Annotated in this window: 21 protein-coding genes; 15 read left to right on the forward strand and 6 right to left on the reverse strand. The window is 71.7% G+C overall.

The window, feature by feature from the left end; genetic code table 11:
* Positions 1-2 precede the first annotated feature (2 nt).
* Positions 3-911: an inositol monophosphatase family protein gene (locus ABD241_RS05885; protein ID WP_344059372.1), complete on the forward strand. Its 909-nt coding sequence runs from the start codon at positions 3-5 to the stop codon at positions 909-911.
* A 120-nt stretch (positions 912-1,031) separates the two neighbouring features.
* Here the strand turns inward: ABD241_RS05885 and ABD241_RS05890 are convergent, their stop codons facing one another.
* Complete coding sequence (locus tag ABD241_RS05890; protein ID WP_142186735.1) at positions 1,032-1,217, reverse strand: hypothetical protein; 186 nt, start codon at positions 1,215-1,217, stop codon at positions 1,032-1,034.
* Positions 1,218-1,577: 360 nt separating this feature from the next.
* Here ABD241_RS05890 and ABD241_RS05895 point away from each other — a divergent pair, with 360 nt between their 5' ends.
* The 5 genes from ABD241_RS05895 (at position 1,578) to ABD241_RS05915 (ending at position 4,516) form a co-directional block, all read left to right on the forward strand.
* Positions 1,578-1,877, forward strand: a complete 300-nt coding sequence (locus ABD241_RS05895) for a DUF4193 family protein (RefSeq protein WP_142186733.1) — start codon at positions 1,578-1,580, stop codon at positions 1,875-1,877.
* Between the two features lie 53 nt (positions 1,878-1,930).
* Positions 1,931-2,407 (forward strand): dUTP diphosphatase, encoded by a 477-nt coding sequence (gene dut, locus ABD241_RS05900; protein WP_344059374.1) that lies wholly within the window; start codon positions 1,931-1,933, stop codon positions 2,405-2,407.
* A 115-nt stretch (positions 2,408-2,522) separates the two neighbouring features.
* On the forward strand, positions 2,523-3,338 hold the full coding sequence (locus tag ABD241_RS05905) for a DUF3710 domain-containing protein (RefSeq protein ID WP_344059376.1): 816 nt from the start codon (positions 2,523-2,525) through the stop codon (positions 3,336-3,338).
* Between the two features lie 61 nt (positions 3,339-3,399).
* On the forward strand, positions 3,400-3,795 hold the full coding sequence (locus tag ABD241_RS05910) for a single stranded DNA-binding domain-containing protein (protein ID WP_221627722.1): 396 nt from the start codon (positions 3,400-3,402) through the stop codon (positions 3,793-3,795).
* Positions 3,788-4,516, forward strand: a complete 729-nt coding sequence (locus tag ABD241_RS05915) for a DUF3159 domain-containing protein (RefSeq protein ID WP_344059381.1) — start codon at positions 3,788-3,790, stop codon at positions 4,514-4,516. The genes ABD241_RS05910 and ABD241_RS05915 overlap by 8 nt, the downstream gene beginning before the upstream one ends.
* A gap of 44 nt (positions 4,517-4,560) precedes the next feature.
* Here ABD241_RS05915 and ABD241_RS05920 read toward each other — a convergent pair whose 3' ends face one another.
* Positions 4,561-5,247: an NAD-binding protein gene (locus ABD241_RS05920; protein WP_142222822.1), complete on the reverse strand. Its 687-nt coding sequence runs from the start codon at positions 5,245-5,247 to the stop codon at positions 4,561-4,563.
* A 22-nt stretch (positions 5,248-5,269) separates the two neighbouring features.
* Positions 5,270-5,932, reverse strand: a complete 663-nt coding sequence (locus tag ABD241_RS05925) for a potassium channel family protein (RefSeq protein ID WP_344059385.1) — start codon at positions 5,930-5,932, stop codon at positions 5,270-5,272.
* A gap of 184 nt (positions 5,933-6,116) precedes the next feature.
* On the opposite strand from ABD241_RS05925, the gene ABD241_RS05930 reads away from it, so the two are divergent.
* The 6 genes from ABD241_RS05930 (at position 6,117) to ABD241_RS05955 (ending at position 15,499) form a co-directional block, all read left to right on the forward strand.
* On the forward strand, positions 6,117-8,078 hold the full coding sequence (locus ABD241_RS05930; RefSeq protein WP_344059542.1) for an APC family permease: 1,962 nt from the start codon (positions 6,117-6,119) through the stop codon (positions 8,076-8,078).
* A complete protein-coding gene (locus ABD241_RS05935) occupies positions 8,075-9,337 on the forward strand; it encodes a class I SAM-dependent RNA methyltransferase (protein WP_344059387.1) in 1,263 nt (420 codons plus the stop codon). The genes ABD241_RS05930 and ABD241_RS05935 overlap by 4 nt, the downstream gene beginning before the upstream one ends.
* Positions 9,338-9,420: 83 nt before the next feature.
* Positions 9,421-9,882 (forward strand): acyl-CoA thioesterase, encoded by a 462-nt coding sequence (locus tag ABD241_RS05940; protein WP_344059389.1) that lies wholly within the window; start codon positions 9,421-9,423, stop codon positions 9,880-9,882.
* Positions 9,883-9,966: 84 nt separating this feature from the next.
* The gene (acnA, locus tag ABD241_RS05945; RefSeq protein ID WP_344059391.1) at positions 9,967-12,750 is read left to right on the forward strand and encodes an aconitate hydratase AcnA; all 2,784 of its coding nucleotides are present in this window, start codon (positions 9,967-9,969) and stop codon (positions 12,748-12,750) included.
* Between the two features lie 138 nt (positions 12,751-12,888).
* The gene (locus tag ABD241_RS05950; protein ID WP_344059392.1) at positions 12,889-14,040 is read left to right on the forward strand and encodes a peptidase C39 family protein; all 1,152 of its coding nucleotides are present in this window, start codon (positions 12,889-12,891) and stop codon (positions 14,038-14,040) included.
* Between the two features lie 139 nt (positions 14,041-14,179).
* A complete protein-coding gene (locus ABD241_RS05955; RefSeq protein WP_344059394.1) occupies positions 14,180-15,499 on the forward strand; it encodes a peptidase C39 family protein in 1,320 nt (439 codons plus the stop codon).
* 99 nt (positions 15,500-15,598) lie between these two features.
* Here the strand turns inward: ABD241_RS05955 and ABD241_RS05960 are convergent, their stop codons facing one another.
* Positions 15,599-16,372, reverse strand: a complete 774-nt coding sequence (locus ABD241_RS05960) for a VOC family protein (RefSeq protein ID WP_344059396.1) — start codon at positions 16,370-16,372, stop codon at positions 15,599-15,601.
* Between the two features lie 31 nt (positions 16,373-16,403).
* Here ABD241_RS05960 and ABD241_RS05965 point away from each other — a divergent pair, with 31 nt between their 5' ends.
* From ABD241_RS05965 to ABD241_RS05975, 3 genes are all read left to right on the forward strand, one after another.
* Entirely contained in the window at positions 16,404-16,787 is a 384-nt protein-coding gene (locus ABD241_RS05965; RefSeq protein WP_344059398.1) for a hypothetical protein, read from the forward strand.
* Positions 16,788-17,008: 221 nt separating this feature from the next.
* Positions 17,009-18,874 (forward strand): 1-deoxy-D-xylulose-5-phosphate synthase, encoded by a 1,866-nt coding sequence (gene dxs, locus ABD241_RS05970; protein WP_344059400.1) that lies wholly within the window; start codon positions 17,009-17,011, stop codon positions 18,872-18,874.
* 82 nt (positions 18,875-18,956) lie between these two features.
* On the forward strand, positions 18,957-19,274 hold the full coding sequence (locus ABD241_RS05975) for a hypothetical protein (RefSeq protein WP_344059402.1): 318 nt from the start codon (positions 18,957-18,959) through the stop codon (positions 19,272-19,274).
* A gap of 14 nt (positions 19,275-19,288) precedes the next feature.
* Here the strand turns inward: ABD241_RS05975 and sigJ are convergent, their stop codons facing one another.
* Together sigJ and ABD241_RS05985 are read right to left on the reverse strand one after the other, a co-directional pair.
* Positions 19,289-20,260 (reverse strand): RNA polymerase sigma factor SigJ, encoded by a 972-nt coding sequence (gene sigJ / locus ABD241_RS05980; RefSeq protein ID WP_344059404.1) that lies wholly within the window; start codon positions 20,258-20,260, stop codon positions 19,289-19,291.
* Positions 20,257-21,222 carry an NAD-dependent epimerase/dehydratase family protein gene (locus ABD241_RS05985; protein WP_344059406.1) on the reverse strand — a complete coding sequence of 322 codons (966 nt, stop codon included), beginning with the start codon at positions 21,220-21,222 and terminating at the stop codon, positions 20,257-20,259. The genes sigJ and ABD241_RS05985 overlap by 4 nt, the downstream gene beginning before the upstream one ends.
* Positions 21,223-21,279: the final 57 nt, after the last annotated feature.

Consider the following 21,279-nt stretch of genomic DNA (forward strand, 5'->3'; position numbering starts at 1 on the left):
CGATGACCACGCGTCCCGTCCCTGCGCTGCCCGACGGCGTCACCGTCGCCGAGCTCGAGCGGCTCTGCGTCGCCTTCGCCGCCGAGGCCGGTCGCTTCATCCGTGACGAGCGGCCACCGAGGATGGGCGTGTCCGCGACGAAGTCGAGCGAGACCGACGTCGTCACCGTCATGGACCGTCGCTCGGAGGAGCTGCTGCACGCCCTGATCCAGCAGGCCCGGCCGGACGACGGGATCCTCGGCGAGGAGGGTGCCGACGTCGCCGGCACCTCGGGCCTCACGTGGGTCGTCGACCCCATCGACGGCACGGTCAACTACCTCTACGAGGTGCCGGCGTATGCCGTGTCCGTCGCCGTGGTGGTCGGTGACCCGCACGCGCAGGGCGGCTGGTCGCCGGTGGCCGGTGCGGTCGCCGACCCCTCGCTGCGCGTCGTGCACCACGCGGGGCGCGGCACCGGGGCCTGGACGAGCCCGGAGGACCCGTCGGACGACCGCTCTCCGGTGCGGCTGTCCGTGTCGGCCGAGGAGCGGCTGGGCCGCACGCTGCTCGCGACCGGCTTCGGCTATGCCGCGCACGTCCGGGCACGTCAGGCGCAGGTGATGCTCCGGGTCCTCCCGCTCGTGCGCGACATCCGGAGGATCGGCAGCGCGGCGCTCGACCTCGTACGCGTGGCCGAGGGGTCCGTCGACGCGTACGCCGAGTCCGGGCTCAACGCGTGGGACCTGGCGGCCGGCTGGCTCATCGTCGAGGAGGCCGGGGGCGTGGTCGTGGGCGAGGACCGGGACAGCGCGCCCGGCAAGATCCTCACCGTCGCCGCAGGGCACGCGCTCGTGGAGCAGGTCCGCACCCTGTTCGTCTCGGGCGACGACACAGCCGAGGACACCGCTCAGGAGGACAGCGACGAGGAGTGAGCCGGACCGCCGGCGCCTGGCGACCGGGACGCGCACAGAGCCCCATCCAGCCGTGCTGGGTGGGGCTCTGCGTCCCGAAGGGGGCCGGCGGCATACGCCCTCGGCTCCCGGCCGGCAGGTTCAGGCGGCCTCGTAGCGGGCCAGCTCGGGGACTCGCACGCCGTTCTCGGCTGCGAGGCGGGCGTAGGACTCGAGCTCACCGGTGCACACCTGCACCCGGTAGTCGTCACCGGCCTGCCGCGCCTCGGCGAGCTCGCCCAGTGTGTCGTTGACACGTTGCCTGATCTGGTCGACGAACTCGGTCATTGGATGCACCTCCGGGGCTCGGGTTGTCGTTCGGTCGGGTCCGGAGACCCTACCGCGCCGTGCGACCCCAATGTGCACCAACGTCGGTCGGGGGAGTGCAAAGCCCAGGTGTTCGCTTGGTCCGGAAAGGGTAGGTGTGTGGCGCATCGGGAGGGCGCCGTCTCAGGCCTCGGCTGGAGCGAAGTGACAACGGCCTGTCGATCAGGCATCATGCGCGCACGCGGACATGTTCCGGACCCCTCCCGAGCGCCTCCGCCGCATGCGTCCCACCGGGAAACCACGTGGGAACAAGCGCGGGTCCACGAGCGTTCTGGCGTCACAGGCCGCAGGCGCATCACGAGTAGAAGCGAGAAGAACCAGATGGCAACCGATTACGACGCGCCACGCAAGACCGACGACGACCTCAGCGAAGACTCCATCGAGGAGCTCAAGTCGCGCCGCGTCGACAAGACGTCGTCGAGCGTGGATGTCGACGAGACCGAGCAGGCCGAGGGCTTCGAGCTCCCGGGCGCCGACCTCTCCGGTGAGGAGCTGTCGGTCCGGGTCCTGCCCAAGCAGGCCGACGAGTTCACGTGTGGACGGTGTTTCCTCGTCCACCACCGCAGCCAGCTCGCCAAGGAGAGCAACGGCGTGATGATCTGCACGGAGTGCGCAGCCTGACCGCACTCCGGTCGCGTCGGCGGCAGGTTCAGGAGCAAGTAGGGTCGGTCCTCGTGACCGACCCTTGTGCTGTCCCGGTCCGCCGGCTGGACCCGGACCTGCCCCTGCCGTCCTACGCCCACCCCGGGGATGCCGGCGCCGATCTCTGCTCTCGCATCGACGTGACGATCCAGCCGGGGGAGCGGGTGCTGGTGCCGACGGGCGTGGCCCTGGCCCTCCCGGCCGGCCACGCCGGTTTCGTCCACCCCCGCTCCGGGCTCGCGGCCCGGCACGGCATCTCTATCGTCAACGCCCCCGGGACGGTCGACGAGGGCTATCGAGGCGAGATCCTCGTCAACCTGGTCAACCTCGACCCCCGGGAGCCGTTCGCCGTCCGGCGCGGCGACCGCATCGCGCAGCTGGTCGTGCAACGCGTCGAGCGGGTGCGATTTCTCGACGTGGAGTCGCTCGACGAGACCAGTCGGGGTGACACTGGACATGGGTCGACCGGAGGGTTCGGCCGCGGGGACACCGCCGCGACAGCGGGCTAGGCGCTCGACGGGCGACATCATCGGATACGGTTCGCCGGGCGCTGCGTCAGCGCCACGACGACCACGGACGGGCATGGCGCCCGCCGGGCCGCAGAACTTCAAAGGACGGGATGACGTGGGACTCTTCAGCCGGGGCAAGTCGAAGGACCGCCCGGACACCAGTGCCGTGGACGCGGACGGCGCGGACGACCTCAACGACGACATCGACTCCGCCGTGGAGCATGGCATCGACCGCGACATCGACGCCGCCGAGGTCGAGCACGACGGCGCGGACCGGAACCCGAGTGGTGACGGCACCGCAGGCCCCCTTGACCGCTCGCAGGTCGCGGACGACAGCGACTACCTCAACCTCGGGGCCATCTGGCTGCGCGGCCAGCAGGGCATGGAGCTGCGCCTGGAGGTCAACGAGCAGGAGCAGCAGATCACCGGTGTGACGGCCGTCCTCGGCGAGTCGGCCGTGCAGCTGCAGGCCTTCGCGGCGCCGCGCACCGAGGGCGTCTGGGTCGACATCCGCAACGAGATCGCCGCGAGCATCGTGGAGGCCGGCGGCACCGCGGAGGTCATGACCGGAGAGTTCGGCGAGGAGCTGCTGACCCGGATGCCGCAGGCCGGCCCCGACGGGCGCACCGTCTTCATGCCCGCCCGCTTCGTCGGCATCGACGGTCCGCGCTGGTTCCTGCGCGCCGTCGTGTCGGGCCGCGCGTCTATCGAGCCCGCTGCCGCCGAGGCCGTCCACGAGGTCATCCGCACCACCGTCATCGACCGGGGCAACGAGGCCATGCCGCCGCGCGAGCTGCTGCCCCTGCGACTGCCGGAAGCCGAGAGCGCCGAGCCCGTCGACCAGCCGGCGGAGCCGGGTGCCGAGGGTCCGGGCAACGTGTCCGACCTCAAGCCCTTCGAACGCGGCCCCGAGATCACCGAGGTCCGCTGATGACCGGCCGGGGCGTGTCGGTGGCGGTGTCCGCCGCCCCCTGTCCGGGAGGGGCGCGCTCGTGAGCGCCGGCCACCCCGGTGCGCTGCGCCGGCTGACCGAACGGCTGACCCGCTCCTCCCACGACCTCGAGGCCGCCGAGCTGCGGCGCGAGTCGTCCGACCTGCTCGGCGTCGTGCACATCGGGCAGGCGCGGCTGCGCACCAAGGTGACGATCTGCGGCGAGGTCCGGTCCGTGACGCTTCGTCCCCGTGAGGAGACCCCGGCCCTCGACGTCGAGGTGTGGGACGGCACGGAGTCGCTGCACCTCGTGTGGCTCGGCCGCCGCCGCATCGCCGGCATCGTCCCGGGCATCAAGGTGCGCGCCACCGGCCGCATCACGACCCAGCGCAAGCTGAGGGTGATGTACAACCCCGCCTACGAGATCATCGGCAGGACGGGCCAGGCCCATGGCTGACGCGCCTCGCGAGGAGGCCGTGCCCGACGCTCCCGCCGACGACGGGGTGGCCCGCTCCGAGGCCGACCTGCGCCGCTACGACTTCGTGGAGGAGCTGCTCCGGGACAAGCTGTCCGAGGCCCTGGGCGGGTGGCGCGGGGCCGTCGAGTCCGCCGTCCCCACGCTGGCCTTCGCGCTCGTGTGGGCCCGCACCGAGAACCTCCGCACCGCCCTCGTGGTCGCCGGCGCCTGCGTCGCCGTGCTGCTGCTCGTGCGGCTCGTCCAGCGCCAGGACGCCCGCTTCGTCGCGTATGCCGCCGCGGGGGTCGGCATCTCGGCGTTCTTCGCGCTCCGCTCGGGTCGCGCGGAGGACGCCTTCCTCCCGGGGATGCTGCAGAACGCCGGGCTGCTCGTGCTGCTCCTCGTCACGAACCTGACCCGGTGGCCGCTCTTCGGCTTCGTCGTCGGTGTCGCCGAGCCGGAGGCCTTCGCCGAGAACCCCACGTGGTGGCGTCGCCACTCCGGCATCGTGATGGTCGCGGCGCGGCTCGCGTGGGTGCTCATCGCGCTCAACGTCGTGCGCCTCGCGATCATGGTCCCGCTCTACTTCGCGGAGCAGGTCGCGGCCCTGGGCATCGCCAAGGTGGTGCTCGGCTGGCCGGCCTACCTCGTGGCTCTCACCGCCATGGGGGCCATCCTGCTGCGCGGGCGCACCCCGATCGACCCCAGCCGCGTCGCCTGACGCCCCGGTCCGGGAGCGCAGAGGGCAGTCTCCTGCGCCGGCGGTCAGCCCTCGGCGGCCAGGTGGTGCCGCTCGGCCGGGGCCACGAGGTCCTGGAGCCGGTCCTCCTGCTCGGTCGTGGTGATGAAGAGCAGCTCGTCGCCGGCCTCCATCGCGTCGTCGGTGGTGGGGGCGAGCGGGCGCTCCTCGCGGATGATGGCCACCAGCACGGTGTCGGTGGGCCACTCGACGTCGCCGACCCGGCGGCCGGCGAACGGGCTGCCCTCCGGCAGGGTGATCTCCACCATCGAGGCGCGCCCCTGCTGGAACTCGAAGATCCGGACGAGGTCGCCGATGCTCACGGCCTCCTCGATGAGGGCCGTCATCAGGCGCGGCGTGGACACCGCCACGTCGACGCCCCACGACTCGTCGAACATCCACTCGTTCTTGGGGTTGTTGACACGCGCGACCGTGCGCGGCACCCCGAACTCGGTCTTGGCCAGCAGCGACAGGACGAGGTTGGCCTTGTCGTCACCGGTGGCGGCGACGCACACGTCCGACTCCTCGAGCCGGGCCTCCTCGAGGGCGGCGAGCTCGCACGCGTCGGCGAGCAGCCACGAGGCCTCCGGGACGCGGGAGGCCTGGACGTCGTCGGCGTCCTTGTCGATGAGCAGCACCTGGTGGCCGTTGCCGAGCAGCTCGCGGGCGATGGAGCGGCCGACGCTACCCGCTCCGGCGATGACGACGCGCATGGGGTTCTCTCCTGGATGCCGGTCAGTGGGGGGCGGGTGCCTGGTCGCAGAGGCGCTCGACCCGGGCAAGGTCGTCACGGGGGACGGCCAGGTGCACGAGGTCGCCCTGCTGGACGACCATGTCGGTACGGGGGAGGGTCCCCTCACCGAGGCGGGTCACGTAGGCGACGCGCGCGCCGGTCTGCTCCTCGAGGTCGGTGAGGTGTCGACCGACCCAGGTCTCGGCGAGCGGGACCTCGGCGATGACGATCTTGCCGCTGGGGTCGGTCAGCTCCGGCACGGCGCCCTGCGGGAGCAGGCGCTGGATCATCTGGTCGGAGGTCCACCGGACCGTCGCGACCGTCGGGATCCCGAGCCGCTGGTAGACCATGGCGCGCTGCGGGTCGTAGATGCGGGCCGCGACGTGCTCCACGCCGAAGGTCTCGCGGGCCACCCGTGCGGCCAGGATGTTGGAGTTGTCACCGCTGCTCACGGCGGCGAACGCGTAGGCGTCGCGGATGCCGGCGGCGATGAGCGTGTCGCGGTCGAAGCCGATGCCGGTGACCGTCTGCCCCTCGAAGGAGGTGCCGAGACGGCGGAAGGCAGAGGCGTCGGAGTCGATGATCGCGACGTCGTGACCGCCGCGGCCGAGGGTGCGCGCGAGGGTCGAGCCGACGCGGCCGCATCCCATGATGACGAAGTGCACGGACGCGACGCTACACCGTGACAACCCCACCCCATGTCCACCCCGCAATGCGTGGGAAAGGGGGCGGGCGGCATACGTCCTCGGCGGGCGCGCGGGGCTGTGATGGCACCTTGCGGATCCGTCATACTCTGTCGTCGTGCCCGGTACCGGTTCGCTGTTCAAGCGCCTCCTCCTCGGTCGCGCGATGCGCAGCGACAAGCTCGGCGAGACGCTGCTGCCCAAGCGGCTCGCGCTGCCCATCTTCGCCAGCGACGCGCTCTCGTCCGTGGCGTACGCGCCCGACGAGATCCTGCTCATGCTCGGTCTCGCCGGCGGCGCCTTCGTGGCCACGCACAGCTGGCAGATCACCATCGCCGTGGTCCTGGTCATGGTCGTCGTCGTCGCGTCGTACCGGCAGAACGTGCACGCCTACCCGTCGGGGGGCGGCGACTACGAGGTGGCCACCGAGAACCTCGGACCCAAGGCCGGGCTCACCGTGGCGAGCGCGCTGCTCGTCGACTACGTCCTCACCGTCGCCGTCTCGATCTCCTCGGGCGTGCAGAACGCCGCGACGGTGCTGGGCTTCGTCCGCGGGCACGAGGTCATCGTCGCCGTGGCGCTGATCATCTTCCTCACGGCGATGAACCTGCGCGGTGTCCGCGAGTCCGGCAAGGCCTTCGCGGTGCCCGTCTACGCCTTCATGCTGGCGATCATCGGCATGGGCATCTACGGCTTCATCCAGCACTTCACCGGGACGCTGGCCCCCGCCGAGAGCTCGTCCCTGACCCTGGAGCCGCAGGAGGGGCAGGGGGTCACCGGGCTCGCCGCGGCGTTCCTGCTGCTGCGGGCCTTCTCCTCGGGCTGTGCCGCGCTCACCGGCGTGGAGGCCATCTCCAACGGGGTGCCGGCCTTCAAGAAACCCAAGAGCGACAACGCGGCCGCGACCCTGCTGCTGATGGGGACCATCTCGGTCTGCATGCTCGGCTCGATCATCGCCCTGAGCCAGTGGACCGGGATCAAGGTCGCCGAGGACCCCGCCACGCAGCTGCTCCGCAACGGCCAGCCGGTCGGTGATAGCTACGTCCAGCACACCGCCATCGGCCAGCTGGCGAACGCGGTGTTCGCCAGCTTCCCCGCCGGGGTCGCCTTCGTGTCGATCGTGACTGGGCTGATCCTCGTCCTCGCGGCCAACACCGCGTTCAACGGGTTCCCGGTGCTCGGCTCCATCCTCGCCCGCGACGGCTACCTGCCGCGCCAGCTGCACACCCGCGGCGACCGACTGGCCTTCAGCAACGGCATCCTCATCCTCTCCAGCGCCGCCATCGTGCTCGTCATCGTGTTCAAGGCCGAGGTCACCGCCCTGATCCAGCTCTACATCGTCGGAGTGTTCGTCTCGTTCACGACGTCGCAGATCGGCATGGTGCGGCACTGGACCCGGCACCTCCGGCTCGAGCGCGACGCCAAGGAGCGGGCCCGCATGCAGCGCTCGCGCATCATCAACGGTGTGGGCGCAGCGATGTCGGCGATCGTCCTCATCGTCGTGCTGCTGACGAAGTTCCAGGCGGGCGCGAAGTACGCGATCCTCGCGATGATCGTGCTCTTCGTCCTGATGCTCGGCATCAAGAAGCACTACGCCCGCGTGCGGGACGAGCTCGAGATCGACTGGAGCATCGAGCGTCCCATGCTTCCCAGCCACGTCCACGCGATCGTCTGCATCTCCAAGGTGCACAAGCCGACGATGCGTGCCCTCGCGTACGCCCGGGCCAGCCGGCCGTCGTACCTCGAGGCCGTCACCGTCGACGTCGACCCGGAGGAGACCCAGGCGCTGCTCGACGAGTGGGACAGGCGCGAGATCCCGGTGCCGCTGAAGGTGCTCGCCTCGCCCTACCGTCAGATCACCAAGCCGGTGCTCGACTACGTCCGCTCGATCCGCAGCGGCAACCCGCGCGACATCGTCACCGTCTACCTGCCCGAGTACGTCCTCGGGAAGTGGTGGGAGCAGGTGCTGCACAACCAGAGCGCCCTGCGCCTCAAGGCCCGGCTGCTCTTCACCCCCGGTGTCATGGTCGTCAGCGTCCCGTGGCAGCTGCAGTCCTCCGAGGGGGCCGAGCGCGACTGGATCGACGAGCCGCCGATCAGCGGCTCGGTGCGCGGCGGCGCCCTGTGAGCGGTCGGCGTACGCGCGAGCGAGCCGAGCGCGGCCCCTCCCTCGTCGGCGAGCGGTGGACGCTCGACGTCGGGCCGGTGGCGCACGGCGGGCACTGCGTGGCGCGCCACGAGGGGCAGGTCGTCTTCGTCCGGCACACCCTGCCGGGGGAGCGCGTCGTGGCCCACGTCACCGAGGGGCACGTCGGGGACAGCTTCGTGCGCGCGGACGCGGTGGAGGTGCTCGACGCAGCCACCGGACGGGTCGAGGCGCCGTGCCCGTATGCCGGCCCGGGCCTCTGCGGGGGCTGCGACTTCCAGCACGCCTCCCTCGAGACGCAGCGCGCGCTGAAGGGCGCAGTCGTGCGCGAGCAGTTCGCGCGCGTCGCGGGGCTCGACGTCGAGGTGGAGGTGCGCCCCGTGCCCGGCGACGAGGAGGGGCTGCGCTGGCGCACCCGCGTCGAGTTCGCCGTGGACGACGCGGGACGTGCCGGCCTGCGGCGGCACCGCTCCCGCGACATCCTGCCGGTCGACACCTGCCTCATCGCGACGCAGGGCGTGCTCGACTCCGGCGTGCTCGACACCGAGTGGCCCGATGTCGAGGCGGTCGACGTCATCGACGCGGCGCACCCCGACGAGCCGGTGCTCGTGCCGCTCCCGGTCCCCGAGGGGGCCGATGGAAGCGGTGGTCTCGTCGGTGAGCTCGCGCGGTCCGGCGACTGGGAGGGCGAGTACGTCGTCGCGGCGCGCGGCTTCTGGCAGGTGCACCCGGGAGCGGCCTCCACCTTCCTGTCCCGGGTGGAGACGCTGCTCGGCGCCCGACCGGGCGACAAGGTCGTCGACCTGTATGCCGGGTCGGGCCTGTTCACCATGCGGCTCGGCGAGCTCGTGGCGCCCGACGGCTTCGTCCTCGGTGTCGAGGGGGACCGGCGTGCGGTCGACAACGGCGCCCGCAACACCGAGCACCTCGACAACGTCGAGTGGCGCGCCAACCGCGTTGACCGGGAGCTTCGCTCGCTCGTCGGGCAGGGGGTGACGGCCGATCTCGCAGTGCTCGACCCGCCGCGCACCGGAGCCGGCAAGGAGGTCATGGCGCTGCTCTCGTCACTCGGTCCGCGGCGGGTCGTCTACGTGGCCTGCGACCCGGCGGCGCTGGCGCGAGACGTCCGGGCGGCGAGGGAGAGCGGGTACTCCCTCGTGTCCCTCGAGGCGTGGGACGCCTTTCCCATGACGCACCACGTCGAGTGCATCGCGGTGCTCGAGCCGGTCGACCGGGCCTGACCGGGAGCGCCGGGGAGCGCCGAGCCCGGGCGTCGGCAGGCCCCGGTGACGTGTCACGCAAGGGTGCCCGGGACGATGGCGGGATGTCCTTCAGCTACCCCGTCGCCGTGAAGTTCTCCGAGATCGACCTGGCCGGTGTCGTCTTCAACTCGCACTACCTGACGTGGTGCGAGGACGCGAAGATGGCCTTCCTCGACGACATCGGCTTCGGGCCGTACTGGTTCAGCGAGCACGGCCGCCTCGCGCTGGTGCGACACGCCGAGATCGACTGGACGGCCAGCCTCAAGCCCCTGGACCACGCCGACATCAGGGTCGTCGTCGAGCGGATCGGCACGTCGTCGTTCACCCTGCGCCACGAGATCTGGCGCCGCGGCGAGGCGCCCCTGCTCACCGCGACGTGCGTCATCACCTACGTCTGGTTCGACACCGAAGCCGCCGCCAAGGCGTCCCTCGACCCGGGGTTCCGCGAGGCTCTCGGGGCCGCCGGGACCGGGGGAGACAGACGGCCGGGTCCGGTGAAGGATTGGCGGGTAGGGGTGGACTGACAAGGACCGGTGGGTGTGGTTAGATATCTTGACGTCAAGATAAATCGCGCACCGTGACACCAGAGTTGCTGGAAGGAGCCCGTCGTGGGCAGTGTTGACAGCTTCAAGGCCAAGGGAACCCTCGAGGTGGGTGACCAGTCCTACGAGATCTACCGGCTGGCAGGGGTCGAGGGTCACGAGACCCTCCCGTACAGCCTCAAGGTGCTCCTCGAGAACCTCCTGCGCACCGAGGACGGCGCGAACATCACCGCCGACCACATCCGTGCCATCGGCTCCTGGGACGAGAACGCCGAGCCGTCCACGGAGATCCAGTTCACCCCCGGCCGCGTGATCATGCAGGACTTCACCGGTGTCCCGTGCGTCGTCGACCTCGCCACGATGCGTGAGGCCGTCGCCGAGCTCGGTGGCGACGCGGCCCGCATCAACCCGCTCGCCCCGGCCGAGCTCGTCATCGACCACTCGGTCATCATCGACGTCTTCGGCCGCTCGGACGCCTTCGAGCGCAACGTCGAGATCGAGTACCAGCGCAACCGCGAGCGCTACCAGTTCCTGCGCTGGGGCCAGACCGCCTTCGACGACTTCAAGGTCGTCCCGCCGGGCACCGGCATCGTCCACCAGGTCAACATCGAGCACCTGGCCCGCACCGTCATGGTCCGCGAGGTCGACGGCGAGCGGGTCGCCTACCCCGACACCTGCGTCGGCACCGACTCGCACACGACGATGGTCAACGGCCTCGGCGTCCTCGGCTGGGGCGTCGGCGGCATCGAGGCCGAGGCCGCCATGCTCGGCCAGCCCGTCTCGATGCTCATCCCGCGGGTCGTCGGCTTCAAGCTGAGCGGGGCCATCCCGACCGCCGCGACCGCCACCGACGTCGTCCTCACCATCACCGAGATGCTGCGCAAGCACGGCGTCGTCGGCAAGTTCGTCGAGTTCTACGGCGAGGGCGTCTCGCAGGTGCCGCTCGCCAACCGCGCCACCATCGGCAACATGAGCCCCGAGTTCGGCTCCACCTGCGCGATCTTCCCGATCGACGACGTGACGCTCGAGTACCTGCGCCTCACGGGCCGCTCCGACGAGCAGGTCGCCCTCGTCGAGGCCTACGCCAAGGAGCAGGGCATGTGGCTCAAGGCCGGTCCCGACCAGCCCGAGTCCCGCTACAGCGAGTACCTCGAGCTCGACCTGTCGACGGTCGTGCCCTCCATCGCCGGCCCGAAGCGCCCCCAGGACCGCATCGCCCTCAGCGACGCCAAGGAGGCCTTCCGCAAGGTCCTGCCCACCTACGTCTCGCACGACGAGGGTGACACCGACCGGGTCGAGTCCTTCCCCGCGAGCGACCCCGGCCTCGACGACGGCGGCGAGAAGCCGGCCGACGGCGCCACCAACGGCCGTCCGTCCAAGAAGGTCAGCGTCACCGACGCCGAGGGCCGGGAGTTCGAGATCGACCACGGCATCGTCTCGATCGCCTCGATCACCAGCTGCACCAACACGTCCAACCCGTCGGTCATGATGGCGGCCGCGATGCTGGCCAAGAACGCCGTCGAGAAGGGCCTGTCGGTCGCACCCTGGGTCAAGACGTCGATGGCACCGGGCTCCAAGGTCGTCACCGGCTACTACGACAAGGCCGGCATGTGGCCCTACCTCGAGAAGCTCGGCTTCCACCTCGTCGGCTACGGCTGCACGACGTGCATCGGCAACTCGGGCCCGCTCAACGAGGAGATCTCCAAGGCGATCAACGACAACGACCTCGCCGTCACGTCGGTCCTCTCGGGCAACCGCAACTTCGAGGGGCGCATCAACCCCGACGTGAAGATGAACTACCTGGCGAGCCCGCCGCTCGTCATCGCGTACGCCCTCGCCGGCACGATGGACTTCGACTTCGACTCGCAGCCGCTCGGCCAGGATGCCGACGGCAACGACGTCTTCCTCGAGGACATCTGGCCGGCTCCCGCCGACGTCGAGCGCACCATCGCCGCGTCGATCAGCCAGGAGATGTTCACCGAGGACTACGCCGACGTCTTCGCCGGTGACGAGCGCTGGCAGTCGCTGCCGACGCCCGAGGGCGACACCTTCGCGTGGGACGCCGAGTCGACCTACGTGCGCAAGCCCCCGTACTTCGACGGCATGTCGATGGAGACGACCCCGGTCGCCGACATCGAGGGCGCCCGCGTGCTCGCCAAGCTCGGCGACTCGGTCACGACCGACCACATCAGCCCCGCTGGAGCCATCAAGAACGACAGCCCGGCGGGCAAGTACCTCGCCGAGCACGGCATCGAGCGCAAGGACTTCAACTCCTACGGCTCGCGCCGCGGCAACCACGAGGTCATGATCCGTGGCACGTTCGCCAACATCCGCCTGAAGAACCTCCTCCTCGACGGCGTCGAGGGCGGCTTCACGCGCGACTTCACCAAGGGTGGCGAGCAGACGACGATCTACGACGCCGCCCAGAGCTACGCCGCTGCCGGCACACCGCTCGTGATCCTCTCGGGCAAGGAGTACGGCTCCGGCTCCTCGCGCGACTGGGCCGCCAAGGGCACGAGCCTGCTCGGCGTCAAGGCCGTCATCGCCGAGAGCTACGAGCGGATCCACCGCTCCAACCTCATCGGCATGGGCGTCATCCCGCTGCAGTACCCCGCCGGCCAGAACGCCGACTCGCTCGGCCTCGACGGCACCGAGACCTTCTCGATCACCGGCATCACGGCCCTCAACGAGGGCACGACGCCCAAGACCGTCAAGGTCGTGGCCACCAAGGAGTCCGGCGAGACGGTCGAGTTCGACGCGGTGGTGCGCATCGACACCCCCGGTGAGGCCGACTACTACCGCAACGGCGGCATCCTGCAGTACGTCCTGCGCTCGCTCGTGAGCGCCTGACCTTCGCCCACTCGGCCAGACGGGCCCCGTACGCCGCATCGCGCGGCGTGCGGGGCCCGTCGGCTTGCGCGTGGGACCCCCCGCTTCCGCGCGGGACCCGGCCCCGCGGCATACGCCCTCAGATGGCATGCTGCTCGCGTGAGTGAGCGACACGCGGTCCTGAGGGTGTGGGAGAACGGCTTCGAGTGGGCCGCGGCGCCGGAGGTGCGCTACGCCGACGTGCATGTCGAGCACGCCCCGGAGGTCGCCTACCGCGCCCGCCGGTGGGAGTCCCCGGTCGTCGAGCTTCCGTGGGCGGCAAGGGAGCTGATCCCCTCGTGGAACGCCTCGACCCCGCCCGCGACGTGGCTGCAGGTCGAGGCCCGCGTCGCCGACGGTTCGGGCTGGACGCCGTGGTTCACCTTCGCCCGGTGGGCCGAGGACGACGTCGCAGGGGAGTCGCCGATCACCCGGACCTCACTCACGGGCCAGGCCTTCGAGGCCGGTCACGTGGACGCCGACACGTGGCTGGCGGCGACGGGCCACCAGTTCGACCGGTGGCAGCTGCGCCTCACCGCGCTGGCAGGCGGCGCCGACGAACAGCCCTGGCCCGAGGTGTCGCTCGTGGGCGCCGTGGCCTCCCGGATCAGCATCGACCCCGACGAGCCGACGAGCGCCCCCGGCGTCGGTCGCGGGCACGAGGTGCCGGTGCCGACGCACTCGCAGCGGCTGCACGTCGACTCGTTCCCGCACTGGGACAACGGCGGCCAGTCGTGGTGCTCGCCGACCTCGACCACGATGGTCCTGGCGCACTGGGGGCTGGCACCGACCGCGACCGAGTCGGCGTGGGTGGGGCACGACACCGACCCCGAGGTGGTGCACGGCGTGCGCCGCGTCTTCGACCGGGCCTACGGGGGCGCCGGCAACTGGTCGTTCAACACGGCATACGCCGGTGGTCGCGGCCTGCGCGCCTACGTCACGCGGCTGCGCGACCTGACCGAGGTCGAGGCGTTCGTCGCGGCAGGCGTGCCGCTCGTGGTGTCGGTGACCTTCGACGAGGACCAGCTCGACGGCGCCGGCTACTCGACGAAGGGACACCTGCTCACCGTCGTCGGCTTCACCGACGAGGGCGACGTCATCTCCAACGACCCCAACTCCCACCGGGTGGCGAGCAACGACGAGGTGCGCACGGTCTACCGCCGCGACCAGTTCGAGAAGGTGTGGCTGGGCACCGACGGGGGACTCGCATACGTCATGCACCCGCGCGACATCACGCTGCCGGCTCCGCCCGCGGAGCCCAACTGGGCGTGACCGTCGCAGACAGGTCAAGCCCTCGTAAATATCCTTCGCCAACGGCCGACCTGACGAAGATTTTACACGGCAAGGGGCCCCACGCCCGGGCGGCTCGGTGTTGACTGACCGCGCCCAGCCACGTCCGGAAGGTGTGCCCATGTCGCATTCCCCCGTCCCCTCCCTCGGCTCGCCGAGCCGACGCCTCCTCCTCGGCTCCGCGGCCGGAGCCGCCCTCGTCGGCATCGCGGGCTCCGCCGGCGCGGCCGCCGCGCCCGCCACCTCGCCGCTGTCATCGCCGTCCAGGCGGACCGTTGACCGCCACGTCTCCTACCGCGAGTGGAGCGGGCGGGAGCTGCACGTCGGTCGCTTCTCGGGGCGGCGCCACTACGTCGACCCGTTCGACCCCACGGCGAGGTCCCGGTCCTACGACGTCGCCACCTGGGTCTCGCCCGTCGTGCGGCCCGGCTTCGGCCTGACCGAGCTCGTCGCCTCCTGGAACGCCGACACCCCCGGCGCATCGTGGGTCGAGGTCTCGGTCCGGGGACGCAGCGGCGGCGTGGCCACCAAGGAGTACGTGCTGGGCCGCTGGTGCCGCTACGACCCGGCGCAGGGTGGCGGCATCCACCGCACCTCGGTGCGGGGGCAGGGCGACACCGTCGCCACCGTCTACACCGACACCCTCGCCACGCGCAGCGGCCACGTCCTGGAGCAGTGGCAGCTCGTCGTCCGGCTGATGCGCCCCACCGGCACCCGGCACACGCCGCGCCTGCGCTCCGTCGGCGCCATGGCCTCGGCGCTGCCCGACACGACCCGGGTCCCGCGCAGCCCGAACGGGCGGGCCCTCGGCCGGGTTCTCCGCGTGCCGACGTTCTCGCAGGAGACCCACATCGGCCACTTCCCGCAGTGGGACAACGGCGGCGAGGCGTGGTGCTCGCCGACCTCGACCTCGATGGTGCTCGCGTACTGGGGGTCCGGGCCCCGGCGCGACGAGACGGCCTGGGTGACCGAGGCGCTGCCGAGGGAGCCCGACCCGCAGGTCGACTTCGCGGCCCGCAACGTCTACGACTACACCTACGACGGCGCCGGCAACTGGCCCTTCAACACCGCCTACGCCGCGACGCGTCCGCGGATGCGCGCCTTCGTCACCCGACTGCGGTCGCTCACCGAGGCCGAGGAGTTCATCGCCGCCGGCATCCCGCTGATCACCTCGGTGTCGTTCAAGAAGGGCGAGCTCAACGGCGCGGGCTACGGCACGAACGGGCACCTCATGGTCGTCGCCGGCTTCACCCGTCAGGGCGACGTCGTGTGCAACGACCCGGCCTCCCATCTAGTCCGCGACAACTCGCAGGTGCGCGTCGTCTACGACCGGGAGCAGTTCGAGAACGCGTGGGTGCCGCACAGCGGCGGCATCGTCTACGTCATCCACCCGGAGCGGCACCGGCGGCCGAGGCCGCCGCGCCACGAGCGGAACTGGTGACCCGGCCGCCCGGTCGCTTCCCACAGGCGTGAGGCGAAGTGCCCACTCGACGTCATCGCCCGTCGAGTGGGCACTCTCTCACGGCCGTGGCGGCTCGCGTCAGCGGCCGAGCCCACTCCTGGGGTCACGGTCGGTCACGCAGTAGAGCGCGCCCGTGGGGTCGCGCAGGGTCGTCCACCCGCCCCCATGGTCGGCCACGAGCGTCGCGCCGAGCCCGAGGTGGCGGGACACCTCGGTGGGCCGGTCGTCGCAGGCCAGGTCGAGGTGCCCGGTGACAGGCCCCACGGCCTCGCCGCCCAGCCGCTGCAGCAGCAGCCGGATCGGTATGCCGTCCGGGCGCACGAGGTGCCGCAGCTCGGGCCGGCTCACCGAGCCGCGCACCGGCCAGCCGGTGAGCGCGGCCCAGAAGCCGCACTCCGTCTCGTAGTCGTCCGCGGGGATGTCGAGGGCCACCTGGTCGACGATGCTCTCGTGCTGCTGCGGCCACCGGGTGGGCAGGGGGCGATCGGAGAGCTGCTCGTGGACGAAGCAGAACGTGAAGCCACCGGGGGAGCGGAGCACGACGTAGCCGTGCTCCGATCGGTGCAGGACCGTGGCGCCCAGTCCCTGCGCGCCCGCTGCCGAGTGGTCCGCCGACGCGACGTGCAGGTCGAGGTGCAGCCCCGGTCCCGCCGCGGACGCGTCGTCGCACCCGGTGCGCTGGATCTTGAGGTAGGGGTCGCCGACCGGTGGCAGGAGCGTCGTGAACTCGGCCTCTTCCCCGCGGGGCGGCGACACGGCATACCCCGTCACCGCTGCCCAGAAGTGGGTGCCGACCGCGTGGACGTCGGGCGGCAGGTCGAGAAAGGCGGTGACCCAGCTGACCCTCGTCATGGTCCGAGAGTAGGCGAGGCAGACTGGGAGCATGGCGACTCCGACTCCTTCCGGGCACACCCCGCCCGGGTGGCCTCCGGGCGTGCCACCGGCCCACACCCCCGGCTGGGAGGAGCGGGCCGTGCTCTGGTTGCTCGACCAGTGCCCACCCGACTACCGGGCGTATGCCGGGTGGCGGCGTCACCCGATCGCGCTCGCCTGGCTGGCCGGCCGGCACATCGACGGGCAGGTCGTGGCGATGCGGGACGCGTGGCGCGAGGCCCGCGTGGCGATCGGTCCCCACGTTCCCGCGGAGGCGCTGACCGAGATCCTCGGCCACATCGAGGCCGAGGGCATCCGGCTGCTCGCCGCGTCGCGGTCCGCGCGGCTGCTGCACGAGGCGCTGCAGGGCAAGGTCTTCGCGCCGCGCCTGTGAGGCGGGGGTGCTGTGAGCTGTGACGCCGGGGCTGGGCCGGGTGTGCGTCCGGGTGTGCGTCCGGGGTGTGCGTCCGGGGTGTGAGTTCCGTGACGGACTCGTGCGGGCCCGGCACGCACGGTTCGGCCGGTGCCGTGCCCTCGCCGTAGACTCGAGCGACCGCCCTGTCCTCGACGGGAGGGTGGACGGACGATCGACAAGGACCGGAAGGACGGCGCCGCGTGGCTCTGTTGGAGACGATCACGAGCCCCGCTGCGCTCAAGGCGCTGCCGGCTGCCCAGCTGCCGGCGCTGGCCGAGGAGATCCGCACCTTCCTCGTCACGGAGGTCTCCAAGACGGGCGGCCACCTCGGCCCCAACCTCGGCGTCGTGGAGCTCACGATCGCGCTGCACCGGGTCTTCGACTCGCCGAAGGACACGCTCGTCTTCGACACCGGTCACCAGGCCTACGTGCACAAGCTGCTCACCGGCCGCCACGACTTCAGCAGGCTGAAGAAGCAGGGCGGCCTCTCGGGCTACCCGAGCCGCGCCGAGTCCGAGCACGACGTCGTCGAGAACTCTCACGCCTCGACCGCCCTGTCGTGGGCCGACGGCATCGCCAAGGGTAGGCGCCTGAGCGGCGAGGCCGACCGCCACACCGTGGCGGTCATCGGCGACGGCGCCCTCACCGGCGGCATGGCCTGGGAGGCGATCAACAACATCGCGGTCGACAAGACCCTGCCGCTCGTCATCGTCGTCAACGACAACGAGCGCTCCTACGCCCCCACCATCGGTGGCCTCGCCGACCACCTGGCCACGCTCCGGACCACCCGCGGATACGAGCGGTTCCTCGACTGGGGCAAGCGCTCCCTCGCGCGCACTCCGGTCGTCGGCGGCGCCATGTTCGAGACGCTCCACGGCGTCAAGAAGGGGATCAAGGACATCGTCGCCCCCCAGGGCATGTTCGAGGACCTCGGCCTGAAGTACCTCGGGCCCGTCGACGGGCACGACGAGCAGGCCGTGGAGCGAGCCCTGCGCAACGCCAAGGACTTCGGTGGGCCGGTCCTGGTGCACGTCATCACGCAGAAGGGCCGGGGCTACCAGCCGGCCATCGACGACGAGGCCGACCAGTTCCACGGCGTGGGCAAGTTCAACCCCGAGACCGGCCTGCCGTTCGAGGTGTCCGGGCGGATCTGGACCGACGAGTTCAACGAGGAGATGGTCGCGATCGGTCGCGACCGTCCCGACGTCGTCGCCCTCACCGCCGCCATGCTCATCCCGGTCGGGCTCGACGGCTTCGCCGCCGCCTACCCCGACCGCGTCTTCGACGTCGGCATCGCCGAGCAGCACGCGGTCACGATGGCCTCCGGCCTCGCGTATGCCGGGATGCACCCCGTCGTCGCGGTCTACGCGACGTTCCTCAACCGCGCGTTCGACCAGCTCCTCATGGACTGCGCGCTGCACAAGGCCGGCGTGACCTTCATCCTCGACCGCGCCGGCATCACCGGCAGCGACGGCGCCTCGCACAACGGCATGTGGGACATGACCCTCACGTCCATCGTGCCCGGACTTCGGCTCGCGGCACCGCGGGACGGGGAGCAGGTGCGCAAGGCGCTGCGGGAGGCGGTCGACGTCTCCGACGGCCCGACGGTGATCCGCTTCCCCAAGGGTGACGTGTCCGACCCGCTCGACTCGGTGCGTCGCATCGGCGACGTCGACGTGCTCTTCGAGAACGCCGGCGAGGACGTGGACCTGCTCGTCGTCGGGGTGGGCGCCTTCGCCGGCCTGGCCGCCGAGGCAGGCGAGAAGATCGCCGCGCACGGCCGCAGCGTCCGGGTCGTCGACCCGCGCTGGGTGCTGCCCGTCAGCGACGACGTCGTCTCCCTCGCCCGAAGCGCGAAGGCGGTGGCCGTCGTCGAGGACAACCTCGTCAGCGGTGGCGTCGGCGCTGCGGTGACGCTCGCCCTGCGGGAGGCCGGGGTCGACGTGCCCGTGCACGGCTACGGCATACCCAAGCGCTTCCTCGAGCACGCCTCCCGGGGGCAGATCCTCGAGGCGCTGGGCCTCACGGCCGACCAGCTCGTCGCCGACCTCGAGCCCAAGCTCTGACCCCTCCCGTGAGCACCGGACCGGTTGGGCCGGCCCGGCACCCGGAAGGCGCCGGCACAGGCCGGCTGCCTACGATCGGTGGATGCAGCTTCGAGACGCAGCAGACGTGACGACGGCCCCCATCGCAGCCCTCGGCCTGGTCGGGGGGTACGTCGCCGCCCGCGAGACCGGCATCCGCCCGCTCGGGGGCGTGGTCCTCGGCCTCGCCGGCGCCTATGCCGGGCGCAGCTGGGTGGCCAAGGCCGGCGGCCCGGCGGCGGCCGGTCTCGCGGCCCTCTACCTCGGCGGCTTCGGCGCATCGCACCCGCTGGCCAAGCGGATCGGCGCCTGGCCGTCCGTCCTGGCGGTCGCTGCCGTGAGCGCGGCAGCATCGTGGGTCGTGGCCGACCGGCGGCACTGAGTCGCCGCGACGGCTCAGTCGCCGGGCCGCGTCCCGCCGAGCCGACGGATGAGGGCGTTGGCGTCACCGACCGGCCCGAGGTGGACGAGCTTGTCGGGGTTGACGACCGCGCGGACGCCCGCGACCTGCCCGTCCCGGATCTCGAGCGCCCAGACAGCGAGCAGGCGCCCCTCGACGAGGAACGTCGCGCCCGGGCCTCCGTTGACCTCGGCGGGCCGGATCTCCATGTCGGGCAGGCGGCGCAGCGCACGCAGCCAGTTGGTGAGGGTGTGCGCGACCCTGCTGCGGCCGCGTTGCGAGCGCGCGAGAGAGGGTGCCTTGCCGCCGCCGTCGCCGACGAGCTCGACGTCATGGGCCAGGAGCGACTCGAGACCGGCGAGGTCGCCGGTCCGGGCGGCGGCGAAGAAGCGGCTCACGAGCTCGCTCTGCTGCTCGGGGGTCGTCGTGAACCGAGGACGACGGTCCTCGACGTGGCGTCGTGCGCGGGTCGCGATCTGGCGCACGTTGGCCTCACCCTTGCCGACGATCGCCGCGACCTCGCCGTAGCCGTAGCCGAAGACGTCGTGCAGCAGCAGGACCGCCCGCTGCTCGGGTGAGAGGCTCTCCAGCACCACGAGCAGCGCCATCGACAGCGAGTCGGCGGTCTCCGTCTGTCGTGCCGGGTCCAGGTCGACGCCGCGGCCGTCGGTGAGGATCGGCTCCGGCAGCCAGTCCCCGACGTAGCGCTCACGCCGGACCCTCGCCGACCGCAGCTCGTCCATCGCGAGACGGGTGGTCACCGTGGCCGTGAACGCCCTCGGTGAGGCGATCCGCTCGCCCGCCTCGAGCGAGCGGTGGACCCTGAGCAGCGCCTCCTGCACCACGTCCTCGGCCTCAGTGACGCTGCCGAGCATCCGGTACGCGATGCCGAAGGCCACGGGCCTCAGGTCCGCCAGCAACTGCTCCCGGTCAGGAGCAGCTGCCGGCGAGCGGGTCTCGTCGGTCACGCCGCGGCACCGCTCTCGGCGGCCGCCCGGGTGCCCAGCTCGCGGAAACCGTCTCGCCACGTGGCGTGCCTCGGGGCCCAGCCCAGCGCCTGCTTGGCCTTGGCGTTCGAGGCCCCCCGCAGCTCGGTCATCATCACCGTGCCAGTCTCGCCCGCCAGGAGCCTGCCGACCAGACGCGGCACGCGCATGGGCGCCCTGGCCCCGAGCGACTCCGCGAGGACCGGCAGCCACGTCGCCACGCGTGCGGGCTCGTCGTCGACGATGTTGTAGACGCCCGGCGCGCCACGCTCGATGGCCGCCACCGTCGCCTCGGCCGCGTCGGCGATGTGGACGAACGACCACACCCCACCGCCATTGCCGACCACGGGGAACCTGCCCCTGCGAACGGCGTCCGTCTGCTCGCCGCCCACGCCCAGCGAGGTGTGCGGACCGTAGAAGCCGCCGTACCTCAGGACGAGACCCTGCGTCCACGACGCACCGAGGACGCTGTCCTCGACGTGTCGGATGGCGCCCACCGTCTGCTCCATCCCGGGCGGCGGTGCGGTGCCGAAGGGGTCGGCCTCGGTCTTCACGCCGCCGCCCACCCGGTCGTAGCCGGCGAAGAAGCTCTGGGCGACGAACCGTCTCACCCCGGCCGCGCGCGACGCCGAGAGCAGGTGGTCGGTGCCTTCGGTCCGCAGCCGGTTGGTCGGGGCGAAGGCCCGGTCGAAGTGACGCAGGTCCATCGGCCCGATGGCGGTCAGCTGGTGCACGACCACCTCCGGGCGCGACTCTGCGACCGCGCGCGCCACCTGCTCGGGGTCGAGGGCGTCGGCCACCACCGGAGTCGCTCCGAGCCCCCGCAGGAACGCCTGCTTCGACTCGCTGCGGGTCATCCCGTGGACCTCGTGCCCGGCTCGCACCAGGAGCGGCACCAGCTGTCGCCCCATCGCACCGGTCGCGCCTGCCACCAGAATCCTCATCGCCAGCTCCTTCTCTCGTTGTCTGCCTACGCCATCTCAGACGAGACAGCTGCGGGT

Origin of the sequence: Terrabacter lapilli (assembly GCF_039531305.1) — a bacterium.
Classification (GTDB): domain Bacteria; phylum Actinomycetota; class Actinomycetes; order Actinomycetales; family Dermatophilaceae; genus Terrabacter; species Terrabacter lapilli.